The 19,925-nt window shown below is 73.3% G+C and carries 25 protein-coding genes; 18 read left to right on the top strand and 7 right to left on the bottom strand.

From position 1 onward, the window contains the following. Positions 1-106 precede the first annotated feature (106 nt). The gene (locus OP18_RS35400) at positions 107-607 is read left to right on the top strand and encodes a DUF402 domain-containing protein (protein ID WP_033363490.1); all 501 of its coding nucleotides are present in this window, start codon (positions 107-109) and stop codon (positions 605-607) included. Here OP18_RS35400 and sigJ read toward each other — a convergent pair. Beyond that, positions 590-1,480 carry an RNA polymerase sigma factor SigJ gene (gene sigJ, locus OP18_RS35395; protein ID WP_033363489.1) on the bottom strand — a complete coding sequence of 297 codons (891 nt, stop codon included), beginning with the start codon at positions 1,478-1,480 and terminating at the stop codon, positions 590-592. The genes OP18_RS35400 and sigJ overlap by 18 nt on opposite strands. A gap of 53 nt (positions 1,481-1,533) precedes the next feature. Here sigJ and OP18_RS35390 point away from each other — a divergent pair, with 53 nt between their 5' ends. From OP18_RS35390 to OP18_RS35380, 3 genes are all read left to right on the top strand, one after another. After that, positions 1,534-2,523 carry a PI-PLC domain-containing protein gene (locus tag OP18_RS35390; RefSeq protein WP_033363488.1) on the top strand — a complete coding sequence of 330 codons (990 nt, stop codon included), beginning with the start codon at positions 1,534-1,536 and terminating at the stop codon, positions 2,521-2,523. A 113-nt stretch (positions 2,524-2,636) separates the two neighbouring features. Next, positions 2,637-3,263, top strand: a complete 627-nt coding sequence (locus tag OP18_RS35385) for a DUF47 domain-containing protein (protein ID WP_033363487.1) — start codon at positions 2,637-2,639, stop codon at positions 3,261-3,263. 1 nt (position 3,264) lies between these two features. Continuing rightward, complete coding sequence (locus OP18_RS35380; RefSeq protein ID WP_033363619.1) at positions 3,265-4,281, top strand: inorganic phosphate transporter; 1,017 nt, start codon at positions 3,265-3,267, stop codon at positions 4,279-4,281. Between the two features lie 35 nt (positions 4,282-4,316). Here the strand turns inward: OP18_RS35380 and OP18_RS53520 are convergent, their stop codons facing one another. The 3 genes from OP18_RS53520 to OP18_RS35365 form a co-directional block, all read right to left on the bottom strand. After that, on the bottom strand, positions 4,317-6,329 hold the full coding sequence (locus OP18_RS53520) for a M91 family zinc metallopeptidase (protein ID WP_156090024.1): 2,013 nt from the start codon (positions 6,327-6,329) through the stop codon (positions 4,317-4,319). Positions 6,330-6,661: 332 nt separating this feature from the next. Beyond that, on the bottom strand, positions 6,662-6,988 hold the full coding sequence (locus tag OP18_RS35370; protein WP_033363486.1) for a hypothetical protein: 327 nt from the start codon (positions 6,986-6,988) through the stop codon (positions 6,662-6,664). Positions 6,989-7,029: 41 nt separating this feature from the next. Then, positions 7,030-8,007 (bottom strand): Gfo/Idh/MocA family protein, encoded by a 978-nt coding sequence (locus OP18_RS35365; protein ID WP_033363485.1) that lies wholly within the window; start codon positions 8,005-8,007, stop codon positions 7,030-7,032. 38 nt (positions 8,008-8,045) lie between these two features. Here OP18_RS35365 and OP18_RS35360 point away from each other — a divergent pair, with 38 nt between their 5' ends. Then, complete coding sequence (locus OP18_RS35360) at positions 8,046-8,480, top strand: hypothetical protein (RefSeq protein WP_033363484.1); 435 nt, start codon at positions 8,046-8,048, stop codon at positions 8,478-8,480. Positions 8,481-8,489: 9 nt separating this feature from the next. Beyond that, a complete protein-coding gene (locus tag OP18_RS35355; RefSeq protein ID WP_052387803.1) occupies positions 8,490-9,251 on the top strand; it encodes an NUDIX hydrolase in 762 nt (253 codons plus the stop codon). 15 nt (positions 9,252-9,266) lie between these two features. Here the strand turns inward: OP18_RS35355 and mshD are convergent, their stop codons facing one another. Both mshD and OP18_RS35345 read right to left on the bottom strand, forming a co-directional pair. Beyond that, the gene (gene mshD, locus OP18_RS35350) at positions 9,267-10,190 is read right to left on the bottom strand and encodes a mycothiol synthase (RefSeq protein WP_033363483.1); all 924 of its coding nucleotides are present in this window, start codon (positions 10,188-10,190) and stop codon (positions 9,267-9,269) included. A gap of 14 nt (positions 10,191-10,204) precedes the next feature. Then, a complete protein-coding gene (locus tag OP18_RS35345) occupies positions 10,205-10,906 on the bottom strand; it encodes a winged helix-turn-helix transcriptional regulator (RefSeq protein ID WP_033363482.1) in 702 nt (233 codons plus the stop codon). 272 nt (positions 10,907-11,178) lie between these two features. Here OP18_RS35345 and OP18_RS35340 point away from each other — a divergent pair, with 272 nt between their 5' ends. From OP18_RS35340 to OP18_RS35320, 6 genes are all read left to right on the top strand, one after another. Next, positions 11,179-12,117, top strand: a complete 939-nt coding sequence (locus OP18_RS35340) for a hypothetical protein (protein WP_245635634.1) — start codon at positions 11,179-11,181, stop codon at positions 12,115-12,117. A 90-nt stretch (positions 12,118-12,207) separates the two neighbouring features. Further along, a complete protein-coding gene (locus OP18_RS53515; RefSeq protein ID WP_052387802.1) occupies positions 12,208-12,978 on the top strand; it encodes an LmeA family phospholipid-binding protein in 771 nt (256 codons plus the stop codon). 71 nt (positions 12,979-13,049) lie between these two features. Beyond that, positions 13,050-13,124: an Ms5788A family Cys-rich leader peptide gene (locus tag OP18_RS62675; RefSeq protein WP_345006453.1), complete on the top strand. Its 75-nt coding sequence runs from the start codon at positions 13,050-13,052 to the stop codon at positions 13,122-13,124. Between the two features lie 213 nt (positions 13,125-13,337). After that, positions 13,338-14,189, top strand: coding sequence for a sulfurtransferase (locus tag OP18_RS35330; protein WP_033363481.1), 852 nt, complete (start codon positions 13,338-13,340; stop codon positions 14,187-14,189). A 13-nt stretch (positions 14,190-14,202) separates the two neighbouring features. After that, the gene (locus OP18_RS35325) at positions 14,203-14,514 is read left to right on the top strand and encodes a DUF1416 domain-containing protein (protein WP_033363480.1); all 312 of its coding nucleotides are present in this window, start codon (positions 14,203-14,205) and stop codon (positions 14,512-14,514) included. A gap of 174 nt (positions 14,515-14,688) precedes the next feature. Continuing rightward, positions 14,689-15,474, top strand: coding sequence for a hypothetical protein (locus OP18_RS35320; protein ID WP_156090023.1), 786 nt, complete (start codon positions 14,689-14,691; stop codon positions 15,472-15,474). A gap of 1 nt (position 15,475) precedes the next feature. On the opposite strand, the gene OP18_RS35315 is transcribed toward OP18_RS35320, so the two are convergent. Next, entirely contained in the window at positions 15,476-15,850 is a 375-nt protein-coding gene (locus OP18_RS35315) for a DsrE family protein (RefSeq protein WP_211273764.1), read from the bottom strand. A 12-nt stretch (positions 15,851-15,862) separates the two neighbouring features. Here OP18_RS35315 and mtfM point away from each other — a divergent pair, with 12 nt between their 5' ends. The 6 genes from mtfM to OP18_RS35285 are packed head-to-tail and all read left to right on the top strand — an operon-like array spanning position 15,863 to position 19,878. Next, a complete protein-coding gene (gene mtfM, locus OP18_RS62055) occupies positions 15,863-15,967 on the top strand; it encodes a small membrane protein MtfM (RefSeq protein WP_033363477.1) in 105 nt (34 codons plus the stop codon). Beyond that, positions 15,964-16,548: a heme-binding beta-barrel domain-containing protein gene (locus OP18_RS35305; RefSeq protein WP_033363476.1), complete on the top strand. Its 585-nt coding sequence runs from the start codon at positions 15,964-15,966 to the stop codon at positions 16,546-16,548. Before mtfM ends, OP18_RS35305 begins: the two co-directional genes overlap by 4 nt. 48 nt (positions 16,549-16,596) lie before the next feature. Then, positions 16,597-17,022 carry a Fur family transcriptional regulator gene (locus OP18_RS35300; RefSeq protein ID WP_033363475.1) on the top strand — a complete coding sequence of 142 codons (426 nt, stop codon included), beginning with the start codon at positions 16,597-16,599 and terminating at the stop codon, positions 17,020-17,022. A 3-nt stretch (positions 17,023-17,025) separates the two neighbouring features. Continuing rightward, positions 17,026-18,093, top strand: coding sequence for a CAF17-like 4Fe-4S cluster assembly/insertion protein YgfZ (gene ygfZ / locus OP18_RS35295; RefSeq protein ID WP_033363474.1), 1,068 nt, complete (start codon positions 17,026-17,028; stop codon positions 18,091-18,093). An 8-nt stretch (positions 18,094-18,101) separates the two neighbouring features. Beyond that, the gene (locus OP18_RS35290; RefSeq protein ID WP_033363473.1) at positions 18,102-18,938 is read left to right on the top strand and encodes a beta-keto acid cleavage family enzyme; all 837 of its coding nucleotides are present in this window, start codon (positions 18,102-18,104) and stop codon (positions 18,936-18,938) included. Next, complete coding sequence (locus tag OP18_RS35285) at positions 18,931-19,878, top strand: asparaginase (protein WP_033363472.1); 948 nt, start codon at positions 18,931-18,933, stop codon at positions 19,876-19,878. The genes OP18_RS35290 and OP18_RS35285 overlap by 8 nt, the downstream gene beginning before the upstream one ends. Positions 19,879-19,925: the final 47 nt, after the last annotated feature.

Here is a 19,925-nt window from a genome sequence, read left to right as displayed (position 1 = left end):
AAGATCGGAAGTGCGCTGAGCGGGAAGCGTGGCAGTCACGCCAAGAAGCTACCGCCTCGGTACGACAGAAACCCGCCGACGAGACCACGATCAGTACTGTGGGCACATGACACAGGTGCGGGTGGTCTACCGGAAGTTCGACGGATCGCTGCACTGGAACTACGAGACCAGGCTGCTCGGCGAGGACGACCACGGCATCTGGGTCGGCGCCGACAGCGGCACGATCGTGCACCGCGGCCCGCTGCGCACCGGTCCGGTCGAGGCGCCGCACGTGCTGCTCTTCCCGCGGCAGGCCTGGTGGACGGCGTGCTTCAACGCCGTGCCGCACCGCACCGAGATCTACTGCGACATCACGACGGTGCCGCACTGGATCGAGGATACCGAGGTCACGATGATCGACCTGGATCTCGACGTGCGGCGCCGGCGCGCGGGCACGATCGAGCTGCTCGACGAGGACGAGTTCGCCGCGCACCAGGTCAAGTACTCCTACCCGCCCGACGTGATCGCCGAGGCGCAGGCCAGCGCGGAGTGGCTCTTCGGCGCGGTGACGCAGCGCACGGAGCCGTTCGGCCACCGGTACCTCGACTGGCTAGAACTCGTCCAGTAGACCGATCTTCACCGGGTTGAGCTGGTTGTACAGGCCGGTGAGCAGGCCGTCGGGGCTGACCGCCAAACTGGTGACCACGGTCTCGCCGGTGGCCGGCATCCGCACGAGCAGCCCGAGGTCGCCGTTGACGAGCGCGGGGCGCACCTCGTACCCCTGCCGCAACGCCCTGCGGTAGAGCCCGTGCACGAAGCGTGCCACGGCCAGGGCCCCGACGATCGGGCGGCGCGCCGCGGGTCCGACGCCACCGCCGTCGCCGAGCGCGACCACGTCCGGGGCGAGGACCTTGAGCAGCGCGTCGAGGTCGCCGCCGGCCGCCGCCGCGGTGAAGGCCGCGAGCACCTGCTCCTGCCTGGCCCGGTCCGTCGTGTGCCGGCGTTCGCCGTCGGCCACCGCCCGGCGCGCGCGGGAGGCCAGCTGCCGGGCGTTCTCGGTGGTCGTCCCGAGCGTCGCCGCCACCTCCGCGAACGGCACCGCGAACACGTCGTGCAGCACGAAGGCCACCCGCTGCTCCGGGGTCAGCGCGTCCAGGACCAGCAGCAGCGCGGTGCTCACGCTGTCGCGGAACGACACCCGCTCGCCCGGGTCCACCTGCGCCGGGTCGGGCAGCCGCTCGACCAGCGGGGAGGGCAGCCACGGCCCCACGTACGCCTCCCGGCGCACCTTCGCCGCGCGCAGGTGGTCGAGGCAGAGCCGCCCCGTGACGGTGGTCAGCCAGGCGCGCAGGTCGGCGACGCCGGAGGTGTCCGCACCGGCGTAGCGCAGCCACGCCTCCTGCACCACGTCCTCCGCGTCGGCGCGGGTGCCGAGCATCCGGTACGCCACCCCGAACAGATGCCCGCGATACGCGCTGAACTCGTCGCCCACGGCACCCATTCAAGCAGGGCGTTTCCCACCCGGGCGATATGTACGTTACATACCATTTGGGAATGAGCAACGGTCTGGCCACGGTCGCCAGCGGGCTGGTTGGGCTCGCGGCCATGGGTGCGCTCGCCGCGGCGAGGGCGCGGCGGGGCCGGCCGTACCTCGCCGACGGCCTCCTCGTCGCGGTCGACGGCCCCGCCGACCCGGTCCGCGCCGCCGTGCGCGCCGGCTTCGCCGGCGTCGAGGTCGCCGTACGCCTCGACGGCGACACCAGGCCGCCCGTCCTGCGGCTGGACTGCCCCATGCCCGACGGTGAGCCGGCGCCGGCGTTCGAGAACGCCGTCCTGGAACCCCTGGCCGCGCTGGTCGCGGCCAGCCCGCTCGCGCGCGTCCACCCCCGCCGGGCCGAGCCGTTCCTGCTGCTCGTGCACGCCGACCCGGCCCCCGGCGCGCGGGCCGGCCGCCCGCCGCACCAGCGCGGCGCGCCGCCGCCCAGCGCCCGCCCCGAGTACGAGGTCCTCCACCAGCTGCTGCGCACCAGGGCGGAGCTGTTCACCACGTTCGTCGGCGGGCGGGTCGTGCCCGGCGCGATCACCGTGGTGCTGACCGGGCCGTACTGGTCGCGCGCGGACCTGCTCGGCGCGTACGAGCGGTACGCGTTCCTGGAGGGCCGCTTCGCCGACCTGGAGCCCGGCGGCCTGCCGGTCACCGTCGCGCCACTGGTCACCGAGGCGCTCGGGGCCCGGCTGGGCTGGGACCCGCGGGAGGAGTGGGACGAGTTCCCCGCCGAGGCGCGGCACATCCTGCGGTCGCTCGTCGGGACCGCGCACGCCGGCGGGCGGCGGGTCCGGTTCGTCGACGTGCCCGAGGACCCGCGGGGGGCGCGGACGGCGTTCTGGCGGGAGCTGCGCGCCGCCGGGGCCGACCTGATCGCCAGCCGCCACCGCGGCGCCCTCGCCCGATTTCTGCGCAAACCGGTCAACCGGGAGCGCAAGCACCGGGCGGAGCCGCGCCGGGTGGCGGTACAAGATGAACAGCAGCTGAACGAAAGATGAACTGCACATGGGTTGTGGACTGCGGTTCAGCCGAGCTCAGCGCCGGGATCTAGCATTCCCGCCGAGGACCAACCGGTTACTCGCGGATTTCGTTCACGTCTCGAGGTCAGGCTGTGCGTTTGAGGCTGCGTCCCAGCGACGATTCGTTCTACGACTTCTTCACCCGCGCAGCGGGGAACCTGGTCAAGGGCACGGAGCTGCTGTCCGAACTCGCGCTTCCGGGCGTCGACGTGCAGACGGTCAGCGAGCGACTGATCGAGGTCGAGCACGACAGCGACGCCATCACGCACGCGCTCTACAAGAAGATCAACTCCAGCTTCATCACGCCGTTCGACCGGGAGGACATCTACCGGCTCGGCTCGCTGCTGGACGACGTGATGGACCACCTCGAGGCGGTCGGCAGCCTGCTGTACCTGTACGGCCTCACCAAGCTGCCGTCGCTGCCCCGTGAGCTGCACGAGATCGTCAAGGTCCTCGACCAGCAGGCCCGCCTCACCGCGGACGCCATGCCCCGGCTGAAGACCATGAAGAACCTCGAGGAGTACTGGGTCGAGTGCAACCGCCTGGAGAACGAGGGCGACAACGCGTACCGCATGCTGCTCGTGCGGCTCTTCTCCGGCGAGTACGACGCGCTCACCGTGCTCAAGATGAAAGAGGTGGTCGACGAGCTCGAGGCCGCCTGTGACGCCTTCGAGCACGTGGCCAACACGGTCGAGACCATCGTCGTCAAGGAGTCGTGACATCAGCGCCCAGCTCGTCGCCGTGCTGGCCGTCATCTTCGTGGCGCTGGTGTTCGACTACACCAACGGCTTCCACGACGCGGCCAACGCGATCGCGACCTCCGTATCCACCCGGGCGCTCAGCCCGCGCACCGGCCTGATCATGGCCGCGCTCGGCAACTTCGCCGGCGCGCACCTCGGCGGCGCCGTGGCCAAGACCGTCGGCAGCGGCATCATCAGCCCGCCGACCGGCATGAGCGGCCTCGGCATCGTGTTCTCCGGCGTCGTCGGCGCCATCGCGTGGAACCTGATCACCTGGTACTTCGGGATCCCCTCCTCCTCGTCGCACGCCCTGGTCGGCGGCCTGGTCGGCGCCTCCCTCGGCGCCATGCTCTTCGACGTCGAGGGCGCCACCGTGCTCTGGGCCGGCATCGTGGAGAAGGTCGTCGTGCCGATGGTGGCCTCGCCGCTGGTCGGCTTCACGCTCGGCGGCATCATGATGATCGCCATCATGTGGATCTTCCGTAACGGCAACCCGCGCAAGCTCAACAAGGGATTCCGCTACGCGCAGACCCTCTCCGCCGCGGCGATGTCGGTCGGCCACGGCATGCAGGACGCCGCCAAGACCATGGGCATCGTCGTGCTCGCCCTGTACGCCGGCGGCTACCAGGACAACACCAGCCACATCCCGGAGTGGGTGTTCTGGACCTCCTCGACGATGCTGGCGCTGGGCACGTACTCCGGCGGCTGGCGGATCATCCGCACGCTGGGCCGCAAGGTCATCGACCTCGACCCGCCGCAGGGCTTCGCCGCCGAGACCGTCGCCTCGGGTGTGCTGTTCACCACGTCGTGGCTCGGCCTGCCGATCTCGACCACGCACTCGATCACCTCGGCGATCATGGGTGTCGGCGCGACCAAGCGGCTCACCGCGGTGCGGTGGAGCGTGGCCGGCAACATCCTGATCGCCTGGGTCCTCACCTTCCCGGCCGCGGGGGCGATCGCCGCCGTCGCGTACCTGATCGCCCGCCCGCTGTTCTGACCCCGCGGCGCGGCGCCCGTCCGGCGCCGCGCCGGTCAGGGGTTGCCGTACGTGTCGCGGTGCGGCAGGTGCATCTCCGCCCGCAGGCCGTTCTCGGTGAGCTCGACCGGATGCCGCGGGTCGATCCGGTTGGCGGTCGCGGGGTCACCGTCGTCGTCGATCGGCAACCCGGTCGCCTGCCGTTCGGCGTTGACCACCGGGTCGCCGTGGCTGTCCACGTCGCGCCCGCTGCCGCCGTTGTACGGCCGGGAGTCGGTGGTGCGGTGCGTGAAGTCGTACACGTGCGCCAGCTCGTGGAACAGGGTCACCACCGGCGGCCGCCCTTCCTGCACGCCGCCCCACGCCGGGTTGTACCGCACCACCGGCGGCGACCCGGGCAGCGCGTGGCCGTTGTCGCCCGCCTCCGGCTGGATGACGACCGGCGTGCCCGTCGCCTGCAGCGCGGCGAGCATCTGCCGGCCGTCGGGGGAGGCGCTGAGCAGCTCCAGGTCGGCCTGGACGCGCTCGACGAACCCGGCGTCGCCCTGGATGCGCACGAAGCCGTCCAGCCCGCCCGACGCGGACACCGACACCAGCGTCTCGACCCCCGCCGCGGTGTCCCCGCCCTGCCCGTACACCGTGTCGGCGCCCTCACCGCCGCGCACCACGTCGGCGCCGGCACCGCAGTACACGACGTCATCGCCGGCACCGCCGATCAGCACGTCGTCGCCGCCGCCGCCGGACAGCACGTCCTGGCCGGCCCCGCCGTCGAGGACGTCCGCGCCGGTGCCGCCCTCCAGGTGGTCCTCGCCCGCGCCGCCGGCCAGGGTGTCCCGGCCGGACAGGCCGTAGAGCACGTCGCCGCCCTCGCCGCCGTCGAGGTGGTCGTCGCCCGCGCCGCCGTCGAGGTAGTCGGCCGACTCGCCGCCGAACAGCGTGTCGTCGCCGCCCTCGCCGGCCAGCCGGTCGCCGTCCTCGCCGCCGTCGACGGTGTCGTTGCCGCCGCCAGCGCTGATCACGTCGTCACCGGCGCCGCCGAACAGCAGGTCGGCGCCCTCACCGCCGTCGGCCCGCTCGGCACCGGCGCTGCCCCAGAGCCGGTCGTCGCCGTCGCCGAGCTCGGCGGTCTCGGCGTGCGCCTGGGCACCGCCCCGCCACGGCCCGAGGCTCACCAGGTCGTCGCCGGCGCCCGCGCGGACCGTGTCGGCTCCCGCGCCGGCGATCAGCGTGTCGTCGCCCGCGCCGCCCTCGATGGTGTCGTCGCCCGCGCCGCCGAGCACGGTGACCGCGCCGGCACCCTCCACCCGGACGACGTCGTCGCCGGCGCCGGCCCGCACCACCAGCCGAGCACCGGCCGGCACCCGCACCGGCACCCCGCCGACGAGCACGATCCGGCTCCCGTCGGCCTCGGTCCGCACCGTCACCACGTCACCGCCGGACCCGGCGTCGACCACGACACTGCCGGCCATGATCACGTCCAGGTCGCCCGCCGGCTCGGCGGCCGCCAGCCACCCCTCCGCACGCCCCGCGGCGACCTCGCCCCAGCCGTTCGCGACCAACACCCACCGGGGCCGGCCGGCCCGCAGTGCCGTGTCGTGGACCAGCAGCGCCTGCACGACCTCCGCCCGGATCGCCCGCGCGTCGGCGACAGCCCGCCCGACCGCGCCGGCCTGGTCCTCGTCCGCCGGGCTGAACCGGACGCCGTCGTCGCCCCGCCGGTGCGGCACCAGCGCGGCGATCCCGCGCCAGCCCTCGTCGAGCAGGTCCTGCCCGCGGCGCAGCAGCGCGGCCATCGCCTCGAACCGCCCGGCGACCTCCGGCGCCGCCCGGGCGACCGTGTCGAGGTCCCGGCCGAGCCGGCCGCGGTGCCACTGGTAGCTGTCGGCGGCGTCCCCGGCCCAGCCGGCCCCGGTCACCGGCCGGGCCGCCGCGTCCAGCATCGCCAGCGCCGCGGCCGCGTCCCGGCCGGCCGCCCGCCACACGCCGGCCGCCGCGTCGAGCAGCTCGGGCCGCGCCCCGATGCGCCACAGGTCGTCGACCACGATCGCCTCGGCCACCGCCGTCCTCACGCCGCCACCCCTGCCCCGGCCGCGTCGCTCGCGCGCTGCCGCGCCCGCGCCCCGTCGAGCCCTCGGCAGAGCGTTGCGCCGCGATCGCCGCCGCGCGAGTCGCGCCGCTGCGCCCGGCAGTCGCGCCGCTGCGCCCGGCAGTCGCGCCGCTGCGCCCGGCAGTCGCGCCGCTGCGCCCGGCAGTCGCGCCGCCCTGGTGGCCCATTCGCAGCGCCCTCCGCCGCGCTGCGAATCCGGCGCGCCAGGCGCCCTGTCCCGCTGCCGCACCGCAGCGGCGGCCCTCCCGCCGCGCGGCGGAGCCGGCGCGTCGGCACCGCGCCGCCGGAGGGGCGTCATGCCGACGCTCCGCGGGAGTCGCCCATGCGCAGGTCGGCATGGCGGTCGGCGGCGTGGTACGCGAACGCCGTGCGCAGCAGCCGGTCCGCGTCGCCCTCCAGGACCGCGACCAGCGTCGTGATCGCGTTCTGGGCGTCGGTCAGGACCAGGCCGCACGTGCCGTGCAGGGCCGCGCCGCCGCCGAGGGTGCCGAAGGTCGACGCGGGCAGCGGCAGGTGCCGGTAGCCGCCGCGGAACTGGTCGCCGAGCCGCTCGGCCGCGGCCAGGCTGGCGTCCGCCAGATCGCTCAGCGCTGCGGGATCGGCCCGGATCTCCTTCGCCATATCGCGCAGGGTAGCCAAGCGGGAACGATCAGGTGGTCCCGTCAGCCGGAGTAGTCAAGACCGACCTTTACCCGTACAACATCCAGAACGGTCAAAATGTCCAGCGTGTCGGCGAGCGGGACCAACGGGCTCTCCGTGAGGCCTTCGCGCAGGCAGCGGTGCACCTCGGCGGCCTCGAAGTGGTAGCCGGCGCCCTCGAACGGCAGGTCCACGGTCTCGGCCCGGTCGCCGTGCCAGACGGTGAAGCCCTGCGGGTGGAAGAAGTCGCGCGGCACCTCGATGCGGCCCTCCATGCCGGTGATCGTCGCCCGGCGCGAGCTGTCGCCGACCAGCGAGCAGGTCAGCGCCGCGACCGCGCCGGAGTCGTAGCCGAGCAGGATGCCCGTGTTCTGGTCGATGCCGCCCTCGCTGATCCGCGCCCACGCCTGCACGCTGGACGGGGCGCCGAGGAACAGATGCGCGAACGTCACCGGGTATATCCCGACGTCATACAGCCCGCCGCCGCCGAGCTTGCGCGACCACAGCCGGTGCGCCTCGTCGAAGGGCACCTGCATGCCGAAGTCGGCGTGCACCGCGGTCGGCGCGCCGATCACGCCCTCGGCGACCAGCTCCACCATCCGGCGCACCGCCGGGATGCAGCGGGTCCACATCGCCTCCATGAGGAAGACCCCGCTGCTGCGGGCGGTCTCCACCAGGATCTCCGAGGACTCCACGTCGAGCGTGAACGGCTTCTCCGTCAGCGTCGCCTTGCCGGCGGCCAGCGACAGCATGGTGGCGTCGAAGTGCGCGGTGTGCGGGGTCGCCACGTAGATCGCGTCGACCTCGGGGTCGTCGACCAGCGCCTGCCACGAGCCGTGCGCCCGCGGGATGCCGTGCCTGGCCGCGAACCGCTCGGCGCTCTCGGCGGTGCGCGAGCCGACGGCGGTCACCGTGGCGTCCGGCAGCAGGCGCAGATCTTCGACGAACGTGCTCGCGATGCTGCCGGTGGACAGGATGCCCCAGCGAATGCGGTCGGCCATGCGTTCAATCTAGTGCCCGGCGGGGTACCCCCAGCCAGGTGGGAGCAGACGAAGAACACCGCAGGCCGGACGGCGTTTCCGACACCACCGTCGAGGCGCTGGGCAAGCTGAGCGAGGCATTGGAGACCGTCGAGCGGGCCCGCGGGCGCCTGTACGACCTGCACCAGCTGATCGGCCACGCCGACCTGATGCTCGACGACGCGGTCCAGCTCTTCCGCGACGCGGGCCACGCCAAGCTCGCCGAGCGCATCGAGACGGACCTGCTGGGCCGCAACGTGATCGCCGGACGCTGGACGTTCCAGATCGTCGAGGACTTCGACGACAACTACTACGGGCTGTTCAAGGAGCTGGACCGGCAGGCGCGCGACGAGCTCGTCGAGGGCCGCCGGCACCTCTACGAGGCCGAGATGAAGGAGCGCCGCCGCACCCACGGCCGCCCCGGTCACGAGGCCCGCCCCCAGGACCTGCCCTAGTCTGGGCGGATGGTCGAGTTCCGTCTGCCACCCGGTCTGGCCGAGCAGGCCCGTCAGTTCGCCGCGGCCGGTGGTGTGCCGGTGGAGCCCCGCCTCGCCAGCACGGTGGTGCTCATGCGCCCGCCGTTCGAGGTGTACCTGCTGCGCCGGGTCCCCACGATGGCGTTCGCCGCGTCGATGTACGTCTTCCCCGGCGGCGGCGTCGACCCGCGGGACGCCGCCGTGCTGCCCGACTGGGCGGGGCCGACGCCGGCGCAGTGGGCGCAGCGGCTGCGGCTGGAGGAGTCGGTGGCGCGCTCGGTCGTCTGCGCGGCGGTCCGGGAGGTGTTCGAGGAGTCCGGGGTGCTGCTGGCCGGCGCCGACGCGGACACCGTCGTCGGCGACGTGAGCGGCGCCGACTGGGAGCGGGCCAGGCTGGCGCTGATCGCGCGGGAGACGGGCTTCGCCGAGTTCCTCGCCGGCAACGGGCTGGTGCTGCGCTCGGACCTGCTGCAGCCGTGGTCGCGCTGGATCACGCCGGAGTTCGAGCCGCGCCGCTTCGACACGTACTTCTTCCTCGCCGCGCTGCCGGAGGGGCAGGTCACGAGGGACGTCGGCGGCGAGGCGGACGACACGGTCTGGTGCGCGCCGGCCGAGGCCGCCGACGGCCGCTTCACGATGCTGCCGCCGACCACGCACACGCTCAGGGAGCTGGCGGCGGCGGGCAGCATCGAGGCGGCCCTGGCGGCGGCGCCGGACCGCGACCCGGCCGACGCCATCAGGCCCGTGTGACGGCCCGCTCCACGCTCAGGGCAGGGACCGCTGGAAGCTGACGTCGCTGGCCCAGCGCACGAAGCCGAGCCGTTGATACAGCGCCACCGCCCGCCGGTTCTCCTCGTCGACGTAGAGCATGACCTGCGCCAGCCCGCGCGAGCGCAGGTGCCACAGCCCGGCGAGGGTCAGCGCCCGGCCCAGCCCGCCGCCGTGCGCGCCAGGCGCGACGCCCAGCACGTACACCTCGCCGATCGGCTCGTGCGCGTGATCCTCGACATCGCCGTGGATCTTGGTCCAGTGGAAGCCGACGAGCTGGTCGCCGCGGAACGCCAGCAGGAAGCCCTCCGGGTCGAACCACGGCTCCCGCAGCCGCACGCGCAGGTCGTCCAGGGTCCACCTGCCCTGCTCCGGGTGGTCGGCGAACGCCGCGGCGTTGACCGCGAGCCAGGCGGCGTCGTCCTCGCCCGGCCGGAAGGCGCGCAGCGTCACGCCCTCGGGCAGGTCGACCTCGTCCAGTGGTGCGTACAGCGACCGCCGCAGCTGCAGCAGCACCCGCGCCCGGTCGAAGCCGAGGCTGACCGCGAGCGCCGACGCCGACGGGTGGTCGCCGTGCGCCCACAGCCGCAGCCGGCCGCCGGCGCGCTCGTCGGCCACCTTGATCACCTCGGTGGCCAGGGCGCGCCCGGCGCCGTGCCGCCGGTGCTGCGGGTGCACCGCCAGCTCCGCCGAGGCGCCCGCCACCGAGTCGGTCGTGTCGACGTGCGCGTAGCCGATCACGGCGCCGGCGGCGTCGCGCACCAGCAGGTGGACGGCCCGGGCCTCGCCGCCGTGCCGCAGGTGCAGCACCACGTGCTCGGACAGCGGCAGCGCGCCGTCGGTGTCGCCGGCCGCCTGGCTCAGCGCGAGCACCTGGTCGATCTGCGGGGTGGAGAGATGGTCCAGGCGCTCAACGGTCACGGGTGAAGTCTAGGTCAGACCCTTACCGGCTCCGACTCGTGCAGCGGGCGCGACGGCGGGACCACGAACTTGTACCCGACCTGGCGCACCGTGCCGATCATCGACTCGTACTCCGAGCCGAGCTTCGCGCGCAGCCGCCGCACGTGCACGTCCACCGTGCGGGTGCCGCCGAAGTAGTCGTAGCCCCAGACCTCGCGCAGCAGCTGGTCGCGGGTGAAGACCCGGCCGGGGTGCTGGGCCAGGAACTTGAGCAGCTCGAACTCCTTGTACGTGAGGTCGAGCGGGCGGCCCTTGAGCTTCGCCGCGTAGGTGTCGGGGTCGATGGTCAGCTCGCCGGCCTTGATCATGCCGCCGCTCGCGGCCGCGGCCGAGTTGAGCCGGCCGACGGCGAGGCGCAGGCGGGCCTCGATCTCGGCGGGGCCGGCGCTGGCCAGGATCACGTCGTCGAGGCCCCAGTCGGCGTGCAGGGCGACGAGGCCCGCCTCGGTGACGACCGCCAGCAGCGGCACACCGAGGCCGGTGGCGTGCAGCATGCGGCAGGTCGCACGGGCGTCGGCCAGCTCGGTGCGGGCGTCGACGATGACGGCGTCGGGGCTCGGCCCGCTCACCAGCGTGCGGACGTCACGGGGGGCGGTGCGCACCGTGTGGGGCAGCAGGTCCAGGCCGGGCAGGACCACCTGGCCCGCGGGAGCCGCGGTCAGCAGCAGAATCTCCACGAGTCACCTCCGTGGCCGCGGCGCACCTCTCGCAGTGGGCGCTGTGGCGCCCGTCGGACAGGGCGGCGGCTTGGTTACGTCCCGGCCACTCTGACGGGAGGGTTGTGGGTATATCCCTGCAACAGAATATCTGAGTATTCACGTTTTGCGGCCAGCGGGAATCCAGATCGAGACAGTCGGGTGAGCCACACCCGGCCCGTTCCGCCGTGGCGCGGCGCGGATTCCTCGGCCCGGTGCTGCCCGTGCCGGGGGCGTTCTGGCACCATCGGGGCGTGCCCGCTACCCCGCCCTCCGCCGAGGACCACGGCGCCTGGCCCCCGGCCGCCGATCAGGCGCCCCGCCGCCGGCGCCGGGAGGAGGTCGACGAGTCGGGAGTTTCCGACAGTTCGGAGATCTGGCCGCCGGTACGGCGGATGGTCTCCCTCGGCGTCGCCGGCTTCGCCGCCCTGCTCACCGTCGGCCTGGTCGTCGGCGCGCAGACCACGCACGAGTCCTACGCCGTGGTGATCTTCGGGGTCCAGGTCCTGTTCGTCGGGGTCTGGGTCATCGCCAGCCGCCCGCCGGCCCCGCGGGTCGTGGCCGCCGTCGGCATCGCGGTCGCGATCGGCACCGACGTGGCCGCGGTGCTCACCCGGGAGGCGTCGCTCGCGCCGCTGGCGTACGTCACCGCCGCCGGCTTCATCGTCGGCGTCGTCGGGCAGCTCACCCGCCCCGCCGGCCGGCAGCGGGTGACCGAGTCGCTCGGCTCGTCGCTGGTCGTCACCCTGGGCGTGGTCGCCTTCGCCAGCGTCATCGTCCTGGGCCGCAGCCCCCGCGGCACCCAGGCGATCGTCGCCTGCCTCGCCGCGGCCGGCATCGCGATCCTCATCGCCCGGCTCACCGACGCCATCGTCGCGCTGCCCCGCATCGCCCCGCAGGTGCCCCGCGGCGGCGCCGGCGTCGTGCTCGGCGCGATGGTCGGCACGGCCGCCGCCGGCGCCATCGGCAACCTGCTGGCCGGCATCACCCCGCTGCCGAGCGCCCTGGCCGGGCTGGCCACCGCCATCGTCGCGGTCATGGTCGACCTGTCCGTCGGCTACGCCGAGGCCAGCCGGGTCATCGACGGCGACGAGCCCGCCCTGTACCTGGCCCGGCACATCCAGGGGCCGCTCGGGGCCTTCGCCTTCGCCGCGCCGGCCGCCTACGTCGCCAGCACCCTGCTCCTGTTGTAGTCCTGCCGCCGCCGCGAGGTTGCCAGGGTAGGAAATCCTGGTGACTGGGTACGTCCCGCAAGAACACCCGCAGGATCAGGAAGGAGCGCCGTGGCGGCGAGTCGAGGAGCCAAGATCGGCATCGTCCTGGTCGTGCTGGCCGTCGTCCTGGTCGGCGTGCTCTTCGTCGCGGACCGTATCGCGGCGAGCACCGCGCGGGACCGCATCGCCGACGAGACCCGCAAGCAGCTCGCGGCCAACTCCGTCACCTACGCCGCCGGCCCGGCGGTGAAGATCGCCGGCTTCCCGTTCCTCACCCAGGTGCTCGCCGGGGAGTACGAGAAGATCACGATCGGGCTCACCCGGCCGCAGATCGAGAACGTGCAGCTCGAGGCCCTCACCGTGGACGCCAAGTCGGTCAAGGCCGACGCCCGCGACCTGATGAACGGCACGGGCGAGGTCGTCGCCGGCGAGGTCACCGGCCGCGCCACGATGACCTGGGACAACGTCCGCAAGCTGCTCGAGTTCACCAACCTGCCGCAGGGCGTGGACCCCTCCGCCGTCGACGTGAAGGTCGTCAACAACAAGATCGAGCTGCGCATCCCGGTGCAGTACCAGGGCTTCAAGGTCACCATCATCGCCAACGGCAACATGGTCGTCGAGGCGGGCAAGGTCCGGCTCAAGCTCGAATCGGTCACCACCGACCAGGGCAACCTGCCGAAGTTCGTCAACGACCTGATCCAGGCCAACAAGAGCCGCCTCCAGGTCAGCGTCAAGCTGCCCGGCCTGCCGTACAACCTGGTGATCAACTCCGCGGAGACCACCGACTCGGGACTGCTGGTCATCGCGTCGGCGAAGAACGTCCTCCTGACCGGTCAGTAACCCACCCGCGGCGGGACAGTGACCGAGCGGACCCTGGGCCGGGCGGTTACACGGTGCTAGGCTGCCTGACCATGAGCATGCTGCTCACCAGACGGCGCGCGGTCGACCTGTGCCGCGTGGCCACCTGCCTGTGTTGCCGCCCCTGATGGTGCGGCCCTGCAGCGTGCTCTTCTAACGGCTCGAGGCAGCGGCGCCCCAGACCGATGGGTCTGGCGGGCGAGTTCCCAGTCCGCGGCGCGACATCAGACCCATCGCCGAAACCGTGATCCGTCCCCTCGGGTCGCGCGCGGCGTGGTGCACACCCCGACCCGTGTGTCGACTCGACCCACCCCAATCGTTCCCTGGGAGAGAAAACACTCATGAGTCGCGAGAGCGCCCTGGTCACGGCCGACTGGGCCGAGCAGAAGATCGGTGCCGACAACGTGGTCTTCGTCGAGGTCGACGAGGACACCGCCGCCTACGACGCCGGTCACATCGAAGGTGCCGTCAAAATCAACTGGAAGACCGAGCTGCAGGACCAGGTCCGCCGGGACTTCGTCAACAAGGAGCAGTTCGAGGCCCTGCTGTCCAGCAAGGGCATCGGCAACGACGACACGGTCGTGCTGTACGGCGGCAACAACAACTGGTTCGCCGCGTACGCGTACTGGTACTTCAAGCTGTACGGCCACGGCGACGTCAAGCTGCTCGACGGCGGCCGCAAGAAGTGGGAGCTCGACGGGCGCCCGCTGACCAAGGACGAGGTCACCCGGCCCGCCACCCAGTACGTGGCGGTGCACGACCAGGACCTGTCGATCCGCGCGTTCCGTGACGACGCCGTCAAGGCGATCGGCGTGCACAACCTGGTCGACGTCCGCTCGCCCGACGAGTACGCCGGCCGCCTCCTCGCCCCCGCGCACCTGCCGCAGGAGCAGGCGCAGCGTCCGGGCCACATCCCGTCCGCCGTGTCGGTGCCGTGGAGCAAGGCCGCCAACGAGGACGGCACGTTCAAGTCCGACGAGGAGCTGCGCGAGCTGTACGCCGCCGCCGGCCTCGACGACAGCAAGGCGACGATCGCGTACTGCCGCATCGGCGAGCGTTCCTCGCACACCTGGTTCGTGCTCAAGGAGATCCTCGGGCACAGCGACGTGCGCAACTACGACGGTTCCTGGACTGAGTACGGCTCCCTGGTCGGTGTCCCCGTCGCCGTGGGCGACGAGCCCGGTAACGCGTGAAAGGCAGACCATCATGAGCACTGTTGACAGCTGCGGCGCGCCCGAGCAGAGCGCCCCGATCCCGGCCTCCGTGGACGTCGAGAAGGAAACCGTCATCACGGGCGTGGTCAGCTCCGGCGACGGTCCGGTCGGCGGCGCGTACGTGCGCCTGCTCGACGCGACCGGCGAGTTCACCGCCGAGGTCGTGACCTCGCCCGCCGGTCAGTTCCGCTTCTTCGCCGCGCCCGGCAACTGGACGCTGCGCGCCCTGTCCCGCCAGGGCAACGGCGACGCCACCGTCGCCGCCGGCCGTGGCATCAACGAGATCGCGGTCGCGGTCGCCTGACGCCGCATTCCGGGTCACCCCCGGAGCACGCATGGCACGCCGCGCCCCGGGCACACCCCGGGGTGCGCGCGTCGCCGCACTCCGGGCCCAACCCCGGAGCGAGTGTGTGATGCCGCCCTCCGGGCCCAACCCCGGAGGGCGGCATCGTTGCTCCGGGCTGCGAGGATGGCGTCCGTGAACCGTCGCTGGATCGTCGCCGTGGCGATTGCCTGGGCCCTCGTCGTGGCCGGGCTCGCCTACTACTCCTCGCGCAACGATCCGCCGACCTCCCGCGACCAGACCACGATCGCCGACGGCCTGCCGGTGGTCGACGAGGCGCTCGGCCGCGTCGCCGCCGCGCTCGACCCGGCCACCTCCGTCCCGGCGCTCGGCGGGTACACCCGCACCGACAGCAGCTGCCGGGTCACCTCGGCGCGTGAGGGCACCCGGTTCGAGCGGGTGCTGCTCGTGTACGTGAAGAAGGACGCCGAGCCCGCCGTCCTCGAGCGCGTGCAGGCGGCGCTGCCCCCGGCGTACAAGAGCCATCTGGTGAGCGGCGCGGACACCCATCTGCTGACCGCGGACGCCGGTCACTTCGTCACCCTGCGCGGCGCGGTGGTGCAGCCCGGTCAGGTGCGGTTCACCGCCGACACCGGTTGCCGGGTCCAGGACGCCGCCGTGCAGGAGGCCACCCCGCAGTCGCAGAACGCCAACCGGGCGCCGGTCCAGGCGGTGCTCGACACCCTCAAGCAGAGCGCGTCGCAGTGGCGCACCCACCGGATCACCTGCCCCGGCGGTGGCACCCTGTGGACCGTCGAGGCGGTCACCGGCGGCGACGGCGCGGCGGCCCGCGGCACGGTGCCGGCCACGGCGGTGGTCCTCGACGAGCCGAAGCTGTTCGCCTACCGCGCCGGCGAGGCCGGTGTCGCGTTGCGGGCCGACGGTGACGGGCTGCGGGTCACCTCGACCGCCGGGTGCTGACTCAGTACACCAGCGCCTGCGCGCCCTCCCGGAGCGCCTCCTCCACGAAGACCGCCGCGCCGGCGATCCGCACGCCGGGCAGGACGTCCTCCGGGCCGATGTCCCGGCGGGCCGCGCACTGGGTGCACAGGGTCACCGTGCCACCCGCCAGGACCGCCTCGAGCAGATCGACGAGCGGCGCCGCGTGCGGCAGCTCGAACTCGGCGGCCCGGCCCGGCAGGGCGAACCACGCCGACTCCCCGGTGAGCCACAGCGAGGTGGGCACCCCGCCGGCGACGGCGGTGGCGGCCACGGTGAACGCCTGCGAGCAGCGCTCCGGCGCGTCCGCACCGGCGGTTGTCTTGATGACCAGCGAGCGTCCCATGTCTCGCAGCATAAGATTCGGGCGATGGTTACCGAGATCGGGTTCGTGAGTCTGCTGGTCGCCGGCATGGGCGCGCTGGCCGGCGGCCTGATCTATCTCGCGGTGAGGGTGTCGAGGGGGCGTTGGTGACGGACGTACAGCCGCCGTGGGCGGGGTTGGCGCAGGTCGGGGAGTACCCGTACGAGGAGACGCACGACCTGCGGGTCGGCCCGGACCTCCACCCCGCGCTGCTCGGCCTGCTGCCGCTGGTCGGGGTGTGGCGCGGGCGCGGTCAGGGCGACTATCCGACGATCGAGGGCTTCCACTACGCGCAGGAGATCCGGTTCAGCCACGACGGCCGGCCGTTCCTGTTCTACGAGTCGCGGGCGTGGGTGATCGACGTCGACGGCAACCCGATCAAGCCCAGCAACCGGGAGACGGGCTGGTGGCGGCCGGTGCTGCAGGACGGCAAGGCGACCGACGAGGTCGAGGTGCTGCTCAACCAGCCGACCGGGATCATGGAGCTCTACATCGGCCAGGCGAAGGGCACCACGCAGTGGCAGATGGCCACCGACGCGGTGGTGCGCACGTCGACCGCGAAGGAGGTCCGCGGCGCCCAGCGGCTCTACGGCATCGTGGACGGCGCGCTGCTCTACGCGTTCGACCTCGCCGCGGTCGGCCAGCAGCTGCAGCCGCACCTGTCCGCCCGGCTGGAGCGGGTCGCGGGCTAGGAAACGTCAGGTGCCCGGGGCCTGCGGCTCCGGGCTACCCTGAATGTCGTGGGTTTCGATGATCTGGCCGGGGTGCTCCGGTCGCGGGGGCTGCGGCTGACCGCGCCGCGGCAGCTGGTGCTGGAATCGGTCTACCGGCTGCGCCACGCGACGCCCGACCAGATCCACGCCGACGTCAGCGAACGCGCCGCCGGGGTCAACATCACCACCGTCTACCGCACGCTGGAGCTCCTGGAGGAGCTGCAGCTGGTGACGCACGCGCACCTGTCGCACGGCGCCCCCACGTATCACCCGCTCGGCGAGCACCAGCACGCCCACCTCGTGTGCCGGGGCTGCGGCGACGTGCAGGAGCTGCCGTCACCCACGCTCGAGGGCCTCGCCGAGGACCTGCGCACCACCCGCGGTTTCCGCCTCGACATCGGCCACGTGGCCCTGTTCGGCGTGTGCGGCAACTGCGGCACCGAAGAGGAGTAACCCGTGAAGCCCGTCACCGTGGGATCCATAGATCCGTCGTCGGCCGACGCCGGGGCGGTCGCGCACTACGGCGACCCGAGCCGCGAGCAGAAGCTCCTCGACACCGAGGCCGGGCTGGTCGACCGCGGGCACCGCGACGTCCTCGCGGTGCCGGGTGAGGACCGGCTCACCTGGCTGCACAGCCTCACCACCCAGCACCTGACCGGGCTGCCCCCGATGACCGGCTCCGAGCTGCTCGTCCTGTCGCCGCACGGGCACGTCGAGCACCACGCCGTGCTCCTCGACGACGGCGCCACCACGTGGCTGGACCTGGAGCCCGGCGCCGGCGCGGGGCTGCTGACGTTCCTGGAGCGGATGCGCTTCATGATGCGGGTCGAGCCGGCCGACGTCACCGAGGCCCGGGCCGTGCTCTCGATCGTCGGCCCGCACACCGACGAGGCGCTCGGCGCGCTCAACGCCGGGCCGCTCGCACCGCCGGACGTGGTGCCGGTGCCGCCGGCGAAGTTCGCCACCGGGGCCGTGCCGAGCCGGCCCACCGCCCGCTACGCGGCCGCGGCGCTGCCCGGCTTCGACGGCCTCGTCCGGCGGGTCGAGGGCGGCGCCGACCTGCTGGTGCCGCGGGCCGCGGTGCCCGACGTGATCGCCGCCGCGGGGCTGCCGCTCGCCGGGATCTGGGCCTACGAGGCGATGCGGGTCGCGGCGCGGCGGCCGCGCTTCGGCTTCGAGACCGACCACAAGACCCTCCCGGCGGAGGTCGGCTGGACGGCGCACGCCGTGCACCTGGAGAAGGGCTGCTACCGGGGCCAGGAGACGGTCTCCCGGGTGCACCACCTGGGCCGCCCGCCCCGGAAGCTGGTGCTGCTGCACCTCGACGGCGTCACCACCGACGAGCTGCCGGCCCCGCACACCGAGGTCGTCAGGGACGGCCGGGCGGTCGGGTTCGTCGGCACCGCCGTGCGCCACTACGAGCTGGGCCAGATCGCGCTCGCGGTGCTCCGGCAGAACGTCAGGGCCGACGACGGCGGTCAATTGCAGGTGGGCCCGTCCACCGCCGCGATCGACCCGCTGTAGAAAGAGCCATGACAACAACGACGTTGATCACGGTGGCGCCCACCGGCGCCGAGTCCCGCAAGTCCGACGTGCCAGCCCTGCCGGTCACCCTGGAGGAGCTCGTCGCGACCGGCAAGGAATGCCAGGCGGTGGGGGCGAGCGTCATCCATGTGCACCTGCGCGACGACGCCGCCGAGCCGACCCTGGACCTGGGGCTGCTCAAGGACGCCGTCGGCGCGCTGCGGGCCGAGACCGACCTGATCGTCCAGCTCTCCAGCGGCGGCGCGGTCACCGACCCGGAGGAGGACCGGCTGCGCGTGCTGGACGCCGAGCCCGACATGGCCTCCTGCACGATGGGCACGGTCAACTTCGGCGACGACGTGTTCCTCAACCGGTGGGCGTTCATCGTCGAGCTGCACACCCGCATGCGCGACCGGGGGATCGTCCCCGAGTACGAGATCTTCGACCTCGGCCAGCTGACCGCGCTGCGCCGCCTGCTCGACAAGCACGGGCTGCCCTTCGGCGGCCACGTCCACCTCGACCTGGTCATGAACGTCCCCGGCGGGATGCCCGGCACCACCGAGGCGCTCGTCGCCTGCGTCCAGGCGATGCGCGACCTGCCGGAGGGGACCACCTTCTCGGCCACCGGCATCGGCCGCGGCACCCTGCCGGTCATGCTCGCGTCGCTGTCCGCGGGCGGGCACCTGCGGGTCGGCCTGGAGGACACCGTCACCTACGCCAAGGGCGTGCCGGTGGAGAGCAACGCGCAGCTGGTCGCCCGGGCCGCCGCCTTCGCCCGGCTCGCCCAGCGCCCCCCGATGACCCCGGCCGAGGCCCGCACGCTGCTCGGGATCCGCGGTGAGTGACCTGTACCTGGGCGGCGAGCCGCTCGCGGAGGTCGTGCGCAGCGGGTTCGTGGAGAGCCGGCACAGCGGCTCCGTGGTGGTCCTGGACGCCGCCGGCCAGGTCGCCGCCTGGGCCGGCGACGTGCTCGGCCCGGTCTTCCCGCGCTCGTCCAACAAGCCGATGCAGGCCGTCGGGATGCTGGCGGCCGGACTCGTCGCCACCCCCGCCGAGCTGGCGATCATCTCGGCCAGCCACCGCGGCCAGCCGGTCCACGTCGACGCGGTGCGCGGCGTCCTGGGCGACATCCCGCCCGCCGCGCTCGGCTGCCCGCCGGACTACCCGCTGTCCGACGACGCGCGGGACGCGGTGGTCAGGGCGGGCGAGCCGCGCCAGCCCCTGTTCATGAACTGCTCCGGCAAGCACGCCGGGATGCTGCGCACCTGCGCGGCGAACGGCTGGCCCCTCGCCGGGTACCTCGATCCCGCCCACCCCCTCCAGGTGGCGGCCCGGCAGGGGGTCGAGTCGCTCACCGGCGAGGCGGCCGCCGCGGTCGGCGTCGACGGCTGCGGCGCGCCGCTGCTCGCCGTGTCGCTGCGCGGGCTGGCCACGGCGTTCCTGCGGCTGGTCTCCGCCGAGCCGGGCACCGCGCCGCGGCGGGTCGCGGACGCCATGCGCGCCCATCCCGACCTGGTCTCCGGCACCGACGCCGAGGGGCACGACACGCACCTCATGCGGGCGCTGCCCGGACTGCTCATCAAGGGTGGCGCGGAAGGTGTACTGGCCGCCGCCCTGCCGGGCGTCGGCGCGGTCGCGCTGAAGATCGACGACGGCGCGATGCGCCCGCGGCTGCCCGTGCTCGGGGCGGCGCTGTCCCGCCTCGGTGTCTCCCTGGGGGCACATGCCGACACGCCGGTTTTGGGCGGCGGGACGCGGGTAGGCCAGGTCCGCGCGATCTGGTGACCGGCTTCACGCTAGCTCTTGTTAGCGTTTTGCTTGCAAGAGTTAGC

Origin of the sequence: Dactylosporangium aurantiacum, from assembly GCF_000716715.1 — a bacterium.
Taxonomy (GTDB): domain Bacteria; phylum Actinomycetota; class Actinomycetes; order Mycobacteriales; family Micromonosporaceae; genus Dactylosporangium; species Dactylosporangium aurantiacum.
This window is presented reverse-complemented; position numbering and strand designations above follow the sequence as displayed.